Below are 16,650 nucleotides of genomic sequence, written 5' to 3' on the forward strand. Positions count from 1 at the left end.
CAAACTTTTATCCCGAAAGTTTTAATTAAATTATAATAATTGGCAGGTCTCCTGGCTTGCGTCTTGTAACATACCTTCCCATTAAAAAACAGTGGTTTGAGTAATTGTTACAAGCTTAATAGCTTACAGTTGCGGGAACAGCTTCGGTTTTGCACCGAATTCCCTTTTAATTCTCTTTAATAGATGATTAAAGAAAAACCAAAAATCACGGCAAATGTATAGTATTCTTACAAATTAGCAACCATCAAATCATGATATTTTGCGAATTTTGTTTTTAAGTTCTCTGGTAGTGTATAATAATCTGGATGAATCATTTTTGCTAAACATTCCACTCCTTCTACTAAAGTACCCGCAGAAGATTGCGTAAACATAGCAAAGTCAGCAATGTATACTTGTTTGTTTTTTACAGCTCTCAAAGACTTCCATTCTTCTCTTTCTTCTAAAAACTTCATGTCTTCTAGTGTTCTATCGATTCCATATCCACAAGGAGCAATAATTAACACCTCTGGATCATACTTTACAATTTTATCCCAAGAAATAACGATGCTATCTCCTGATGGATGTGACAATAAATCGATTCCACCAGCATATCCTATTTGATGAGGAATCCAATGTCCGCAATTAAACAACGGATCAATCCACTCTAACAGCATTACACTTTTAGACTGTATTTTATGCTCACGTTGCACATCTACAATGTCATATATACGTTTTTTTAATCCCTTCACATACGCCTCTCCTATTGCTTCTTGCTTCATAGCTTTTGCAATGGTTAATGCATTATCAAAAACGTCTTCTAAAGAGTTTGGTGTTATAGAAATTAACTCGGGAACCTTAGGTAATTTATAAGCTGATTTTGCCACAGACTCCGTATCTATTTGGCAAACATCACACACATCTTGTGTAAAAACAATATCGGGTGCTATACTTTCTAAAACAGGCTCATCTACATAATACAAGGTTTTTCCTTCCGCCTTTGTTTTTGAAAAAATAGCCGTTATTTCTTTACTCGTTAGCACTTTTCCTTCCAACTTATATCGAACAGCCACTTCTTTTTCTTTTAAAGCCACTTCAGGACACTCAAAAGTAATTCCGTTTAAATAATCTTGTAACCCCATATCATAAATCATTTGGGTTACTGCCGGCATAAAAGAAGATACTGTCATAATTCTTTGTTTTAGTTCAGCAAAAATAAACAGTTCTCTATTTTAATTTGTTTTTTATTAAAAATCTTTCCAATCTTTGTGTCAAAATAAAATGCGATTTCATGATATATTATATCTCAGGAGGTGAACGCTCAGGTAAAAGTAGCTATGCTCAAAAACTAGCAGAATCTTTATCTGAAACCCCTATTTACCTAGCAACTTCTCGTATTTGGGACGAAGATTTTAAACAACGAGTTGACAGGCATATTTCTGATAGAGATGAACGTTGGACCACTGTTGAAGAAGAAAAATGGTTAAGTAAAGTAATTTCTGAAAAACAAACTGTGGTTATCGATTGTGTTACGCTGTGGCTAACAAATTTCTTTGTAGATACAAAATATGATATTGAAAAAGCACTAGAAATCGCCAAAGAAGAAATAAACAAATTGATTGAAATTGACGCCAATATTATCATCATTTCTAATGAAATTGGTATGGGATTACACGCTAATTCTGAATCTGGAAGAAAATTTACACAACTACAAGGTTGGACGAATCAACACATAGCAAAATTGGCTGACAAAGCTACTTTTATGGTATCTGGACTTCCTTTAACTTTAAAATAACACATGACAACAACTATAACTCCCTTATCAAAAGAACTACAAAACGAACTTCAAGAAGAAATTAACTTTAAAACCAAACCTGTTGGTGCTTTAGGAGGTTTAGAAAAAATTGCTTTACAAATTGGGTTAATTCAAAATACAACTACACCTGTACTATCAAAACCTACTATTATGGTTTTTGCTGGAGATCATGGAATTGCGACTACAGGAAAAGTGAGTCCATACCCACAAGAGGTTACACAACAAATGGTATTTAACTTTTTGCAAGGAGGTGCTGCCATCAATGTATTTTGTAAACAAAATAATATTCTTTTAAACATTGTAGATGCTGGTGTAAATACTGATTTTGAAGCACATCCTCAACTTACCGATGCTAAAGTAGCTAAAGGAACTCAAGATTATAGTACTACTAAAGCCATGACGCTAGAACACTATCAAGAAGCTTTGGAAAAAGGAAGAAAATTGGTAAGAAAAGTATATAGTGAAGGTTCTAATGTTATTGGTTTTGGTGAAATGGGAATTAGCAACACTTCATCTGGAGCTTTATTAATGAGTTATTTTACCAATACACCTATTGAAAAATGTGTTGGTAGAGGTACTGGAGTTGATGATAAAGGACTACAAACAAAAATCGACACATTACGTGAGGTTTATAAGTTACATGCCGATTCTATTTCAACACCTATGGAAGCCTTAACTGCTTTTGGCGGGTTTGAAATTGTAATGATGTGTGGTGCTATGTTAGAAGCCGCTTCTTTAAAAATGACCTTACTTATTGATGGTTTTATTGTTACTTCTGCCCTATTAGCAGCTCATGCAATGGATTCTAATATTCTAGACTATTGTATTTTCTGTCATAATTCAGGAGAACAAGGTCATCAAAAAATGTTAGAGTTTTTAAATGCTGAACCGCTTTTAAATTTAGGTTTACGTTTAGGTGAAGGTACAGGTTGTGCAATTGCATTTCCTATTATTCAATCGAGTGTAAACTTTTTAAACGAAATGGCTACTTTTAAAAGTGCCAATGTTAGCGAAGCCTAGTTATGATAAAAAAACAAATCCATTATTTTTTAACTGCTGTATTATTTTTCACACGCATTCCATGTCCTAAATGGGTAAATCACTCACCCGAAATACTCAACAAAAGCAGTCGTTATTTTTCTTTGGTAGGAATTGTAGTCGGAAGCATTGCGGCACTAACCTATTTCGCTTCTTCTTATATTTTTCCTACGGATATTGCTATTGTAATTAGTATGATTAGTTCTATTTGGATTACAGGAGCTTTTCATGAAGATGGATTTGCTGATGTATGTGATGGTTTTGGTGGTGGATGGACCAAAGAAAAGATTTTAACCATTATGAAAGATTCCAGACTTGGAACTTTTGGTGTGAGTGGTTTGGTCTTTATCCTAGCTATAAAGTTTTTAACTCTATATCATTTACAAAACCTATCCGTTAATTTAATTCTAGTAATTATCTCAGGACATAGTATAAGCCGATTTATTGCAACTATATTGTTATATACACATGAATATGTAAGAGATATTGACAGCTCTAAAATAAAGCCAACAACCAAACAAATGAGTGGTAAATCGCTACTCATTTCAGCTATTTTTGGAATAGTTCCTTTATTTTTCTTTCAAAAGCCAATGATATTTTTGGTGTTGCTCCCATTACTACTTACCTATTTGTATATAGGGCATTTCTTTAAAAAATGGATTGGAGGTCAAACGGGAGATTGTGCGGGTGCTTTGCAACAAGTATCTGAAATTGTTTTTTATTTAAGTCTACTCGCTTTATGGAAGTTATTTTAGTACGACATACAACTCCAAATATCGCCAAAGGTATATGCTATGGTCAAGCTGATATTGGGGCAACAACTACTTTTGAAGAAGAAGTGAGTATTATCCTTAAAAAAGTTCCTGTTAACGATACCGATATAACATATTACAGCAGTCCCTTACAACGCTGTAAACTTTTAGCTGAAAAACTTTCATCTACAGTAATTTTTGATAATCGATTGAAAGAACTTGATTTTGGTGATTGGGAGCTACAAAAATGGAACGATATTGATAAGAAAGAACTCGATGTTTGGATGAACGATTTTGTAAAAACACCTGCTAAAAACGGAGAATCCTATATCGATTTACACAACAGAACCACCGATTTTTTAACCGAATTAAAAGCCAAAAACCATCAAAAAGTCGTGCTAGTTACCCATGCGGGTGTAATGAGAAGTCTTTGGGCGTATACAAACAATATTCCGTTGGAAAAATCATTTGAACTTAAACTAAACTACGGGGACATCCTTAGTTTCCACTTATAAAAACTTATTACTATGAAACGTTATTTACTTATTTTTTCTTTATTATTTCTGTTCACACAGTGTAAACAAGAAACTAAAAAAACCACTGAAAAGAAGCCTGCTAAAAGCACTGTAAAATATGCCAAAGGCTTTGATATCATTTCAGAAAACGGAGCAAAAAAATTAGTCATAAAAAAAGCTTTTCAAAGCTCGCACGAATATTTTTCTTACACCCTTTCCGACAAAACCAACCTTACTAAAAAAGAAATTAAAGTTCCTGTAGAAAAAATGGTAGTTACCAGTACTACGCATGTTCCGATGTTGGAACTTTTGAATGCTGAAAACACCATTGTTGGTTTTCCGCATACCAAATATGTTTCTTCAAAAAGAACAAGAAATAGAATTGACAAAGGTTTTATTGTTGAATTAGGCTTGGAACAAGACATGAATACTGAAAAGTTAATTGATATTGAACCTGAATTAGTTGTTGGTTTCGCCCTACATCCAAATACGAAACTATACCAAAACATCAAAAAAACAGGGATTCCTGTAATTTTTAATGGAGATTGGCTAGAAGAAACTCCTTTAGGAAGAGCTGAATGGATTAAATTTTTCGGGGCTTTATACGGAAAAGAAAAGGAAGCAGACAGTATTTTCAACAACATAGAAAAGGAATACCTAAAAGCTAAAGAAATTGCTAAAAACAGCGCTAAACAGCCTACTATTTTATCTGGAAGCATGTTTAAAGATGTTTGGAATGTTCCTGCGGGTGAAAGTTTTATTGCGACGTTTTACAACGACGCCAACTTAAATTACTTATGGAAAGACACCAAAGGAACGGGTAGTTTACCTTTAAGTTTTGAAAGCGTATTGGAAAAAGGACAACATGCCGATTTTTGGTTTAACTGTGGCTTGTATGCTACCAAAGAACAGTTAACTACCGCTAATATTCACTACAAAGAGTTTGATGCCTTTACCAATAATAAAATATTTTCTATCGGGCACAACAAAGGAGAAACAGGTGGTTTAATTTACTTTGAACTCTCTCCTGTACGACCAGATTTAGTATTAAAAGACTTAATAAAGATTACGCATCCTAATTTGTTACCAGAATATAAATTGACTTTTTATAAGGAAGTTGAGTAAGTTTTTTGAATTATGATTGGAGAATTACGAATTTTGAATTGACTAAAAAAGAATTAAGTTTATATTGATTTTTAGTCTTTAAAAATATTAACTTCGTTATTATTTGGGTATAATTCATTAAAACAAAATCATATCCTTAGTAACATTATAGACAACTATGAGGAAAAAAGACGAATTAATTGAATCATATGATATCAAATCTTGGCAAAGCTTGCATGTTAAACAATTATCGTATGTGCGAAACTTATTCATTTTTATATCAACTGCTTTGACTGGATTCATTTCATCACTTATTTTTTCAGACAAGCAACTTAGCTTTTTTGTTAATATCCTTCTTAAAATCTCTGCAATTGGATATATAATACCTATCTCAATTGGGATTTGGATTGCTATAAATGAATCAAAAAACTATCGACTAAAGTATAAAATATCTAGAATTGTAAAGAGATTTGAGCAGCCTAGTGAAAATCCAGAATTTAAGAAAATAGAAGCTGAGTGCACATGTTTGGAGAACATGAATAAATTCCTTTTCAAAAGTCAACTATTAACTTTTCTAGGAGCTTTCTTAGTTCTTCTAATCGCATTATCGTTAAAATCTTAAATTCAAAAATAGTCATTTACTTCAATTTTTATGAAACTTAAAAGTGAATTACCCTATAATCGCCTACATTTATACATACTTGTCTAATAAGCTGACCTACCTCACAATCGTTCTAAACGTTAAATTTACGCGTGGTCGGTGGACTTTTTTTGTAGGTGGTAACCGGTGAAGCCAATGAGTTTGGGTTTCATCTTTCATTACCAATAACGAACCGTGTTCTAATACTTTATACACCGTTTCTTTGGTTTGTTTGTGTTTAAAACCAAAACGTCTTTCTGCTCCAAAGCTTAACGAAGCTATGGCTCCGTTCTTTTTTAAATCTTTTTCTCCGTCACTATGCCACGCCATTCCTTCAGATCCATCGTGGTATAAATTCAATAAACAAGAGTTATAGGTTTCCTTGGTTTTCTTCTCTACCAATTCTTTTAATGCTAACAATTCTTTCGTAAACGGTAAGGCTGTTTTGGTAATGTTCGAATACGAATATTCAAAAGGCTGTTCTGCATACCAAGCTACTTTTCGTTTGGTTACCATGCGTTTACCAAAAATAATAGCTTCGTCGTTACGCCATTCAATAGAGTTTAATAAAGCCTCGTAATAATGATCTGCTTCCACTTTTGGTAGAACAATACCGTAGTAATTTACTGTTCCATCTTTTGGAAGTAAGTTTTTAGGAACATCATCAAATTGTGAGAATAAATCCATTTATAAAAAATGGTAAGTACTTAGATTACATAAATTAGGTTGACAACACCAACCATGAGGCAAACTTTTTCTGAAAACATCAACAAACTCAGATAAAGGATTAAATAAAAAGACTATAATCAAAACCACACTTAATAATTTAAAAAACAAGCTAGTTTTATTTGGCTTTTGGTATTCAAAAGTTATTGTGTTTAAATCCTTTTCCATAACTCAAATATAATAAAAAGCTCCTGTAATCTACAGGAGCTTTAGTACTTTAATTTCTAAACTTATTTCGTGTGATAATATGTTTGAGTTTTTGTTTTAAGTCGGTACCAGTATCGTATACCATTTGTTCGTTTGATGGAAAACTCACTACTCTTTCATTCAACAAATCTAAAAACGAACTTTCTAACGCCCTTTTATCTCCGTCATAATCGGCATATACGTGTTCAAATACAAACTCACTTTGAATAGGAAACTTTTCTAATAATTGATTCGTTCTGTTATCAATATACTTTACAACTCCACTAACTCTACTGCTTTTAAACTGCGTAAATTGATATAACTTACAACGAATTATTTTGTATTTATCTACCTTTATTTTATTTCCTAAGCTATCTTTTACATAATTACCGTTGTTATCTAACAAGTACTTGTAACCATCTTTTATTCTTTTCTCTTTAATGATTTCTTTTTCGCGAACTTGCTCAGGAGAAATTTCAATATTTCTAAAATCTAATTCCAAATCAAAATCATAACGAATTTTCCTGTCTTTATTTGCATGGTATACGGTCCATAAATCATTCAATCCGTAAGTATCAATCGCCAATAAATCTCTTTCTAATCTTTTCGGAATTATCTGATTGGTTTTATTTCTTACCGATACATGTACAAAATCTGTTCCCAACTCATGAGCTTCTTCAATTAACGCTCTTGTGTCTTTATAATTCGGGTTGATTTTATCTAAATGTCTTAGTTCATCAAAAGCACGTCGGTAATTAATTTTATTACGCTTTCCGTCATTCAACAATGCTACTCCATTTTCGTATAAATAATCGGCATAGTTTTCTTTAGCTTCAATAATTCTATCAGCATAATTTTCCATTTTAAATTTAGCATCTCTTCCAGAAGATAAAATTCGTAAGGGTAATAATGGTTTTATTCTTTCCTGACGATTGTTTAATCGTTGGTATAAACTATAAATAGATTCTAAATTCGACGGATTTTGCTCTTTTTCTAAAAACGAAATACGGTCTAAATCTCTTTGAGTTGCTTTAGCAAAAGCTTCTTGAAGCATCAACACATACGGCTGGTTTTTCTCCTTCGTTTTATTCTTTGCTAAATTTTCTATGGATAAAGAAATAGCTTTTTCGTAATCACCAGAATTAATAGCTTTCTCGGTAGTTTTAACACTACTGCAAGACGCTAATACTAGTACTGAAAAAATAGATAGTAGGGTAGTTTTTTTAATCATAAAGTTTAAGTTTCGCTAGAAAATTCAATTTCTGTGCCAAAACTAAGTATTCTTTTTAACTTAAACTTTATGATTTTTATAATATGTGCTAAGAGTTTAATTTTGTTTACTCTAACAATTTTGCGGTTGCTATTTGTATAACTCGTAAGTTATTATCAATGTTTGAAGGATTGTTAGCCTTTTGCATTTCTACTAATTGACGTAACAAATTGATTCCTACTTTATCAAAATTATATTGCTTGTATTGAAGTCCTTTTGCTACAATATCATCCGTTAAATTTTGAATGGCTTCTGTATTATTACTTTTTCCAATTTTATCAAACGCTTCTTTGTATAACGATTGAATTTTCTTATTCGGACTTAAGAACATTCCTGCCATAACATTACCTGCAATAAAACTTAGCTCTGTATCGTCATTTTCTTCTAAATAAATACGTGTTAACGGTGTAGCTACAATCTTTTTTACTTCTAACGGTAACGTTTTAGATTTTCTTATTGCCAACTGCTTATCGATGTAATACATTGCTACCAATGATTTACCTAATACCGAGTATGATTTACTTTGTAAACCTTTATCAAACACTGATTTTAATGCAGGATCTGTTAACTTTCCTAAAGTTTCAATAGCAGCAGCTTGTACTAATGTTTTAGGGTCGTTATTAGCCATTCTCATAATTTTATCAATCACATTCTTTTTTGAATATTTATTGATTAGATTAATGTTTTCCAACGCTAAAATTCTGATTTTATAAAAATCGTCATTCATTGCTCCTGCAACTGCATTAAAAGCATTTTTATCATCTTGATGTTTTACTACTTCTAACAAAGCTTCTCTTTTATGAACGTAGTTTTGAGCATGTTTTAATTGATAGATATAATCACTCAATACTTTATTCTCGCTGATATCACATAGTAATACTCCATCAGCATTTACTTGGATTAAATCTGGTTGTTTGATAAAAGGGAAAGTAAACGAAGCATCTCTACCATCCACAAAAACATTATGACGTGTACGTTTACCTCCTTCAAAAACATCTATCGCAAATGGGAATTTAAACTCATTCATTTGAGTCTGCATGATATTTATAGTTACTGTTTTACGTAGCTTATTATAATCATACGAAATAGATAATTTTGGATGACCACTGTTAAAATACCACTGATTGAAAAACCAGTTTAGGTCTTTTCCGGTAACTTTTTCAAAAGCTAAACGCAATTGGTGTGCTTCTGCTGTACCGTATTTATAATCGGTTAAATAAGTGTTTAATGTTGTGTAAAAAGCATCATCTCCTACATAGTTACGTAACATGTGTAAAATAGCTCCACCTTTGTTGTAACTCACCGCATCAAACATATCTTCTTTATCATCGTAATAAAAACGAACTAAATGCTTGTCATAATTTTGTCCTTGTTTGTAGGCTTCGCTGTCTTCAAACAAATGTGCATCTGCTTCATCTTTTCCGTACTTATGCTCTAACCATAAATACTCGCTATAATTCGCAAAACTCTCGTTTACGGTTAAGTTACTCCAGCTTTCAGTAGTTACTAAATCACCAAACCAATGATGAAAAGCTTCATGAGCTATTGTATTTTCTTGTACATTTTCGTCAATTAATTGCCCTGGTGTTTGGTAGGCGTTTTCTCCATGAATTACTGCTGTGGTATTTTCCATTGCTCCACTAACGTAATCGCGACCAACAATTTGTGCATATTTATTCCATGGATATTCTATTCCTGTTATTTTAGAAAAGAAAGCCAACATTTCTGGTGTATTTCCAAAAATATCTTTTGCATACGGAGCATATTCTTTTTCTACATAATAATCAACTGGAATGTCTTTGTATTTGTCTTTGATAATCTCATACTCTCCTACTCCCATAAAGAATAAATACGGAGCATGTTTTTGAGTAAAGTTCCAATAATCAGTACGAGTTCCATTAGCATTGGTAGTTTGCTTTTCTAATTTCCCGTTAGAGAGCGTTACATACTTTTGCGGAACTGTCATATAAATTTCTTGTGATGTCTTTTGATTCGGCGCATCAATTGTTGGAAACCAACAACTACTCGCTTCAGTTTCACCTTGCGTCCAAATTTGAGTAGGTTTATTTTTGTCCAATCCTTTTGGATTGATAAAATACAGTCCTTTTGCTGAAGTAATTGCAGCACTTCCTTTTTGCTTTACTCTTTCAGGACGTGCTGTGTATTTAATATACAGTGTAAACTCTTCTTTTCTATTGTATTTACGTGGTAAATTAATAACCAACTCAAAATCATCATAATTAAAATCTAATGGTTGATTATTCATTGTTACTTTATGAATTACCATTGCTTTAGCATCTAAAGTAACTTTATCCGTTTCGTAAAAATGTGGTTTTAGAGTTACCCATTCTTCTCCATTCATTTCTTGCTCTTGAAAATTAAAATCTACTTTTAACTTCGTATGAATTAAACTATGAACTTTGTCTCTTTCAGCTCTATATACTTTATCTGACTGAGAGTATAGTGCTACTGTAAAAAGGGTAACTACGACAACAAGGAGTTTTTGAAACTTCATATTTTTTTGTTTAGAGTTCAAAAATATGAAATTCTATTGGGAGGCTTGTTAATGCCCCGTTAAAAAGAAAAAGCCATCAGGTTTCTGATGGCTTCTTTATATTACAAGGGCTCTGTATTTAAATAATATTTATCTATATATATATTCTCATAAAAATACTCTCTTAAACCTAAACCAAAATACATTACATTGTTATGGACAAACGAAGCATGGTCTTGCATTTTCATTAACATTGGTGTTTTTGTTTTCCAACTCCTTAAATTAAAATCATATTCAGAAACATGAAACCTCATTATTGAATAACTCAAACCTCCACTTAAATATAATTTATCTTTATAATAATACATAGATTGACGATAATATTGAAAGTTTTCTGAATAATTAGGACGTAATATTGGGGTTCCTAAATTATCCCATTTATCGTTCTTAATATCGTACATATGAACTGGGCTGTTATGAGATGAAATAAATATTTTATCTTCCTTAAAATAAATTTTCCCAGAACTTAAACTTAAACTTAAAGTCGAAGGTATATCTATTCTTGTTTCTTCATGAGTAATTGTATTATACTTATAAAACCCTATTGTCCACTCGTTTTGTATAACTTTTCTTGACCCATAAACAAAACCTCCAACATATATTCCTTGAGAATAATCTACCTCAATACTCTCCTCTTCCCATGTTTTATTAATTGTATCATAGATATATATCTTACCCCACCTAACAAAATATGCTTTTGAATTAATTAAATTAACTGGAAAGGTATTAGGACCATTAATGATTGTATTATTTATAGGAGGAGGATTACTATCCCACACCTCCCACTTATCATTTTGAATAGAGTATTTATAAACCCCACCTTGATTTAAAAAAAACCAATTATTATCATCAGAAAAAGACAAATGATATTCATTAAAATTAATTACGTCATCACATGTATTTTCTATTATTTCATGAGGTTCAACACCTTTCAATCCTCTAAAAAACTTACTACCGTTATGATTAGAAACTTCTATATCAAATGAAGGAGCTAACTTATAATCAAAAGGTAATTTAAAATCAATTCTAAACTCATCTGCATAAAAAATATCACACTCTTTATTATCTATTTTTATTATTGTTTGATTTAGATTTTCTCCTTCAATAGTAAAAAGTGTTCCTCTCGATCCTTCTACTTTATTTATTGAATTTATTTTAGTCTCCTTAATTTTAAATATTATTTCATTAGACTTCTGACCAAATCTCTCTACAACTAACTTATGCTCTCCTTCTTTAAAATTTAATGCTAATTCTATATTATCATTAACAACCTTTCCTGTGTAGTAAATATCTATTAACTCATTATCAACATATATTTTAGAAAAATTTTCATCAACAAAATTTTTTCCTTTTAAAATTATTTTCTCACCATATATGAATTCATTCTTGTTAGTGCTTTCTATAATTGGATCGTTTATTTGAATATCTAAAGTATCTATTCCTTGTATGTTTGTTATTGCTAACTTAAGCTTTCCTCCTTTTTTAAACTTTAACTTTTCTTTGTCTATTCTTTTGGACCATTCTTCTATTACTACTTTTTCCTCTCCTAAATCATCTACTTCATTTAAACAACTTATACCGGTATCTCCCAAACTTACATAGTCTTTGAAAAAATTCTTTACATCTAAAATAATTTCTTCTCCAAAATCATATGATTCTTTATTCGTTTTTTCTATTGTAGGTGGAGAAATATTAATAATTCCTTCATACTTAAACTCCCCTATATAAAGAGTTAAGTTACCATCATGAGGAAAGCTATTTAAAACACCTGTGATTACATTTTTTGAATATTCAATCACTTTTTGTTCTCTACCTCCTATAAAAACTCTTGGTTTAATTGATGGAGTCTCATATAAAAAATCACCTGTAATAGTAAATTCATCTAGATAACCTATTGTAGAAGGTGAAACATTTTTAACCTTAGTTACTTTAACTTCTTCTTTAACGTCATTATCATCCCCTCCACAAGAATAAATAATTAACAATCCTATTAAAGCTAATACCTTTTTTCTATAATCCATTTTCTATTTTTATTTCACAAATATAAAAAAAGCCATCAGGTAACCTGATGGCTTTTTTTATATTTTAAAATAACGATTATTCAGCTTTTTCTGAGACTATATCACTATCACCTAAAATCATTTTAAATTGTTTTAGGTCAACATTTCCTGCATCGAAATTAGCTTTCTGCATCATTCCCATAATTTTATTAACATCCATGTTTTCTCCTAAAACACGTGCTACACCTACTCCCATTCCTTTTCCATAACCAAAAGCGACTATTTCATCGATAGCATCTGCTTCTCCTAAATAATAAATTGCTGCATTGGCTCCGTCTTTTTTAAACTTTATCAACTCTTTATAGTTTGATTTTTTTAAAATAGATTTTAACTTCTCTTTTTCAGATTCATAACTAGCCTCATCTAAGTTTTTGTAAGGAACACCAGTAATATTTATTTTTTTTATGCTTTCGTAGGCTTTTTTATCTTCTTCCGAAGCTTTATCCATGCTTAATTGAAGTGCACTTGCTGGTAAATCAAACGTCATAAAACCTTCTTTCTCTTGACTTTCTACCAAATAACTTTGTAACGATTCAGTTTTACAAGAAACTGTTACAAATGCTATTAATAACATTGAATATATAAATAGTTTTTTCATTGTTGTTAGTTTTTGATTGAAAGCAGCGTTAACGGATTAACGCTGCTCTGTTTGTTTGTTATTTATCTTTCTTTCCGTCTTTAGAAAACGTTTCTGCTAGTTTAGACATTTTATTAATATCTATATTTCCTGTTAAAGAAACAATTACAGACTCTGGTGTTCCGTTTTTAGAATCTTTATCTTTTACAAACATTAACACTTCACTTACAAAATCTTTGTTTTTAGTAGCCTTAACATAAATCTTTACACGAGAATCTTTGTCTTTTACTCGCATCAATTCAATTAAATTGCTCTTTCCTACGGCTGATTTTACCATATTCTCCATTTGAGCAGCTACCGCAGCATTTTCTGTAGAAAATACTTTTAACTCTTGTAAGTCTTGAATCATTTTAAAAACTTCCATTGCTTCATTATCTTCAGACTCTACTTTAAATTTTGACAAAATTTCAAAAGCATCTTTGTTTACAACAACTGATGAAACTTCATCTAAATCTTCTAACTTATCAAAAATTGATTGTCCGAAACTTAAGTTAGATACAAATGCTAATGCTAATAATACTATTACTTTTTTCATGATTTCTTTTGTTTATAAGTACTTGGTTTTACTTTCTTAATTAATTTACAGTGTTTATTACTTTATTTACTGTTTCTTCATAGGTTTCTAAATGTTCAATCGCATCACTCCCTTTTTTTAGGTTGTTTGAAACGGCATATATGGCTTCATTTCCTTTGTTTAAATTGACTGAAACTAGTTGTAACGCTTCTTTAATTTGCGCAAACTGTTTACGTTGTTGATGCTTTTGGTATTCTTCGTTTCCTATAAATACGCTAAATAGTAAGATTACTGACGCTGCTACCGACAACCATTTCCAGTTCTTCTTAGTTTTCTCAGGTTTTAACTGAATGGTTTGGGTAAAGGTTTCATCTTTACTTTGTTTAAAATAACCAAACATCATACTGTACTCTTGCAAATGAGGTGCCACATTGTTTGAGGTAAAATACTCTTGTAACATTTTTTCTTCTTGCAAAGTTGTTTCTGCGTCTAGATATTTTTCTAATAACTTCTCTATGTTAGCTAACTCCATAGTTATGTTTTTTAATGAGTTCTTCTCTTATTGTTTTTCTTGCTCTTGATAATGCTACCCTTACAGCGGTAGGTTTCATATCTACCATTTTACATATTTCATCAAAATCGTACTGTTCAATATCACGTAACTGAATGATTATTTTTTGTTGTTCAGGTAATTTTTCAATGAGCTGGTGTACTTGGTTTACACTATCGTTATGTTCTACTTTCTTTTCTAACGATGTTTCTTTTTCTTTATAATTGCTATGCACCAACGTTAAATTACTTGCTTGCTTCGATTTTAATCGATCGTAACAATAATTTTTCGTCATCGTCATCGCAAATGCCTCTACATTTTTGTAGTCGGACAGTTTTTCCCGATTCCTCCACAATTTAAAATACAATTCTTGCGTAGCGTCTTCAGCTTCTTCTGTAGAAACCAACAATCTTTTCGCTAAACGAAAGACTTTGTCTTTAAATGGTAATACAACTTTTAAAAAGTCTGTTTGGTTCATTGTTTAGTTGATTAATTGTGTAATCCTTTAAAATAAACACTTCTTATTTATCAGGTTTACATAACTACGACGATACAGTTTCAAGTTTGTTACATCAATAATAAAAAAAATAATATTATTCGTTAACTTGCGTTGGTATTACAATAAATATACTCTTATTAAAGCCCATAATGGGCATTTAGGTATACCACGCACACGTAACTTGATTAAATCATTAATAAAACAAACAATTACAAAAATCTAAAATAGATGAAAATAGTAAAAACAGCCCTTATTCTCTTATTTTCTATACTTATTGTTTCTTGTAGTGAAAAAGATGATGCCCCTAAAAACATAGAAGTTCAACATTTTGTTTGGAGAGGCTTAAATGCATACTACTTATGGCAAGATTTAGTTCCTGATTTAGATGATAGACGTTTTAGTAACGATAACGAAATATATAGTTATTTATCAGGTTATGATGACCCTGTAGATCTTTTTTATAGCTTATTGTACATGGATAATGAATATCCGCAAGATCCAAATAAAACTTATTCTTGGATTGTAGATGACTATATTGCGCTTGAGCAATCTTTAGCAGGTACACGATTAACAAGTGGAATAAAAGCTATAGGAGCTGATTTTTCTAATGGTTCTGGTGGTTATTATGTATATGTATACGATGTTGTAATTGGTTCAGATGCTGAAGTACAAGGAGTAACCAGAGGTATGATTATTACTGAAGTCAACGGAACAACTTTAACCAGAGCTAATGTGAATGATTTATTTGCTAATGAAACATTTACCATTCATTTAGCCGACTATAACGGTGGAAATCCTATTAGCAACGGAGCAACAATAACTGTTAACAAATCACAAATAACTGAAAACCCTGTTAAAGTAAGTAATGTAATTACAGATGGAGGTCATACAATTGGTTATTTACTATACAATCAATTTTCTAAAGATTTTGATGGCGATTTAAATGCTGAATTTGCAAGCTTTAAAGCTGCTGGAATTACTGATTTAATCATAGATTTACGTTACAACGGTGGTGGTTCTCTACAAACAGCTACCTATTTAGGTAGTATGATTACTGGACAATTTACTGATGAGTTGTTTGCAAAACAACTATGGAATCAAAAAGTAATGAACTCTCGCCCTGCTGAAGCATTCATTAATAATTTTACAAATCAAATTAAAAATACAGATCCGCAAGGTACTATTGTATTAGAAGAAGCTATTAACAGTTTGAATTTAACAACGGTATATTTTATTGTTTCTGGTAATTCTGCCTCTGCTTCTGAAGTCATAATCAATTCTCTTAAACCCTATATTGATGTTAAACTAGTAGGAGCTCAAACTTATGGAAAGCATGTTGGTTCCATAACTTTATACGATTCTGACGATTATACTCGATATGGAGATAATTTAAAAAGTCATACTTGGGCTCTACAGCCTATTGTTTCTGAAATTCAAAATGTTGATGGAGAAAATTCTCCTGAAGGATTTACTCCTGATATTCTTATAGATGAGGATCCTGGGGATTTAGGTGTTTTAGGAGATCCTACTGAGCCTTTGCTAGAAAGAACTATTCAATATATTACTACGGGATCAAAAGGAGTTCCCACAATGAAAAAAGGAGTTCAATTTTCTCCAGCTTGGAATTCTTCTATGACAAACCCTGATTACAATAATATGTATGTTGACTTGAAATAATATAATTACCCTATATAACTAAAGAATCCAGCTACTTAGCTGGATTTTTTGTATCATTTACATTCGACAGAAGAAAAGTTTATTTAAAAAATACAATAATAAAAACCAAAACTCCTATAAACATATAACTAAGTAT

At 31.2% G+C, this 16,650-nt stretch carries 16 protein-coding genes and 1 riboswitch; of the genes, 7 read left to right on the forward strand and 9 right to left on the reverse strand.

Annotated elements, in window-relative coordinates; translation table 11 throughout:
• Positions 1-24: 24 nt before the first annotated feature.
• Positions 25-218, reverse strand: a riboswitch (cobalamin riboswitch).
• Positions 219-227: 9 nt separating this feature from the next.
• Positions 228-1,166 (reverse strand): ABC transporter substrate-binding protein, encoded by a 939-nt coding sequence (locus tag C8N26_RS07905; RefSeq protein ID WP_028891877.1) that lies wholly within the window; start codon positions 1,164-1,166, stop codon positions 228-230.
• A 101-nt stretch (positions 1,167-1,267) separates the two neighbouring features.
• Here C8N26_RS07905 and C8N26_RS07910 point away from each other — a divergent pair, with 101 nt between their 5' ends.
• From C8N26_RS07910 to C8N26_RS07935, 6 genes are all read left to right on the forward strand, one after another.
• The gene (locus tag C8N26_RS07910; RefSeq protein ID WP_120186815.1) at positions 1,268-1,771 is read left to right on the forward strand and encodes a bifunctional adenosylcobinamide kinase/adenosylcobinamide-phosphate guanylyltransferase; all 504 of its coding nucleotides are present in this window, start codon (positions 1,268-1,270) and stop codon (positions 1,769-1,771) included.
• A 3-nt stretch (positions 1,772-1,774) separates the two neighbouring features.
• On the forward strand, positions 1,775-2,812 hold the full coding sequence (cobT, locus tag C8N26_RS07915) for a nicotinate-nucleotide--dimethylbenzimidazole phosphoribosyltransferase (protein ID WP_120186816.1): 1,038 nt from the start codon (positions 1,775-1,777) through the stop codon (positions 2,810-2,812).
• Positions 2,813-2,814: 2 nt separating this feature from the next.
• Positions 2,815-3,585 carry an adenosylcobinamide-GDP ribazoletransferase gene (locus C8N26_RS07920; protein WP_120186817.1) on the forward strand — a complete coding sequence of 257 codons (771 nt, stop codon included), beginning with the start codon at positions 2,815-2,817 and terminating at the stop codon, positions 3,583-3,585.
• Positions 3,570-4,097 carry an alpha-ribazole phosphatase gene (gene cobC, locus C8N26_RS07925; protein WP_120186818.1) on the forward strand — a complete coding sequence of 176 codons (528 nt, stop codon included), beginning with the start codon at positions 3,570-3,572 and terminating at the stop codon, positions 4,095-4,097. The genes C8N26_RS07920 and cobC overlap by 16 nt, the downstream gene beginning before the upstream one ends.
• Positions 4,098-4,109: 12 nt before the next feature.
• Positions 4,110-5,222 (forward strand): ABC transporter substrate-binding protein, encoded by a 1,113-nt coding sequence (locus tag C8N26_RS07930; RefSeq protein ID WP_120186819.1) that lies wholly within the window; start codon positions 4,110-4,112, stop codon positions 5,220-5,222.
• Between the two features lie 157 nt (positions 5,223-5,379).
• A complete protein-coding gene (locus tag C8N26_RS07935; RefSeq protein WP_028891871.1) occupies positions 5,380-5,823 on the forward strand; it encodes a hypothetical protein in 444 nt (147 codons plus the stop codon).
• A 96-nt stretch (positions 5,824-5,919) separates the two neighbouring features.
• Here the strand turns inward: C8N26_RS07935 and C8N26_RS07940 are convergent, their stop codons facing one another.
• From C8N26_RS07940 to C8N26_RS07980, 8 genes are all read right to left on the reverse strand, one after another.
• Positions 5,920-6,528, reverse strand: coding sequence for an alpha-ketoglutarate-dependent dioxygenase AlkB family protein (locus C8N26_RS07940; protein WP_028891870.1), 609 nt, complete (start codon positions 6,526-6,528; stop codon positions 5,920-5,922).
• A gap of 256 nt (positions 6,529-6,784) precedes the next feature.
• On the reverse strand, positions 6,785-7,984 hold the full coding sequence (locus tag C8N26_RS07950; RefSeq protein WP_317124622.1) for a hypothetical protein: 1,200 nt from the start codon (positions 7,982-7,984) through the stop codon (positions 6,785-6,787).
• 106 nt (positions 7,985-8,090) lie between these two features.
• Complete coding sequence (locus tag C8N26_RS07955; protein WP_120186821.1) at positions 8,091-10,538, reverse strand: M1 family metallopeptidase; 2,448 nt, start codon at positions 10,536-10,538, stop codon at positions 8,091-8,093.
• 101 nt (positions 10,539-10,639) lie between these two features.
• Positions 10,640-12,598 (reverse strand): Kelch repeat-containing protein, encoded by a 1,959-nt coding sequence (locus tag C8N26_RS07960; protein ID WP_120186822.1) that lies wholly within the window; start codon positions 12,596-12,598, stop codon positions 10,640-10,642.
• Between the two features lie 76 nt (positions 12,599-12,674).
• Complete coding sequence (locus C8N26_RS07965) at positions 12,675-13,235, reverse strand: DUF4252 domain-containing protein (protein WP_120186823.1); 561 nt, start codon at positions 13,233-13,235, stop codon at positions 12,675-12,677.
• A 58-nt stretch (positions 13,236-13,293) separates the two neighbouring features.
• Positions 13,294-13,809 carry a DUF4252 domain-containing protein gene (locus tag C8N26_RS07970; RefSeq protein WP_038005742.1) on the reverse strand — a complete coding sequence of 172 codons (516 nt, stop codon included), beginning with the start codon at positions 13,807-13,809 and terminating at the stop codon, positions 13,294-13,296.
• 40 nt (positions 13,810-13,849) lie between these two features.
• Complete coding sequence (locus tag C8N26_RS07975) at positions 13,850-14,320, reverse strand: DUF3290 family protein (protein WP_120186824.1); 471 nt, start codon at positions 14,318-14,320, stop codon at positions 13,850-13,852.
• Positions 14,307-14,816: an RNA polymerase sigma factor gene (locus C8N26_RS07980; protein WP_028891866.1), complete on the reverse strand. Its 510-nt coding sequence runs from the start codon at positions 14,814-14,816 to the stop codon at positions 14,307-14,309. Before C8N26_RS07980 ends, C8N26_RS07975 begins: the two co-directional genes overlap by 14 nt.
• Before the next feature lie 249 nt (positions 14,817-15,065).
• Between C8N26_RS07980 and C8N26_RS07985 the strand changes: the two genes are divergently transcribed.
• Positions 15,066-16,514 carry a S41 family peptidase gene (locus tag C8N26_RS07985; protein WP_120186825.1) on the forward strand — a complete coding sequence of 483 codons (1,449 nt, stop codon included), beginning with the start codon at positions 15,066-15,068 and terminating at the stop codon, positions 16,512-16,514.
• Positions 16,515-16,650 lie beyond the last annotated feature (136 nt).

This window comes from Tenacibaculum lutimaris, from assembly GCF_003610735.1.
Lineage (GTDB): Bacteria > Bacteroidota > Bacteroidia > Flavobacteriales > Flavobacteriaceae > Polaribacter > Polaribacter lutimaris.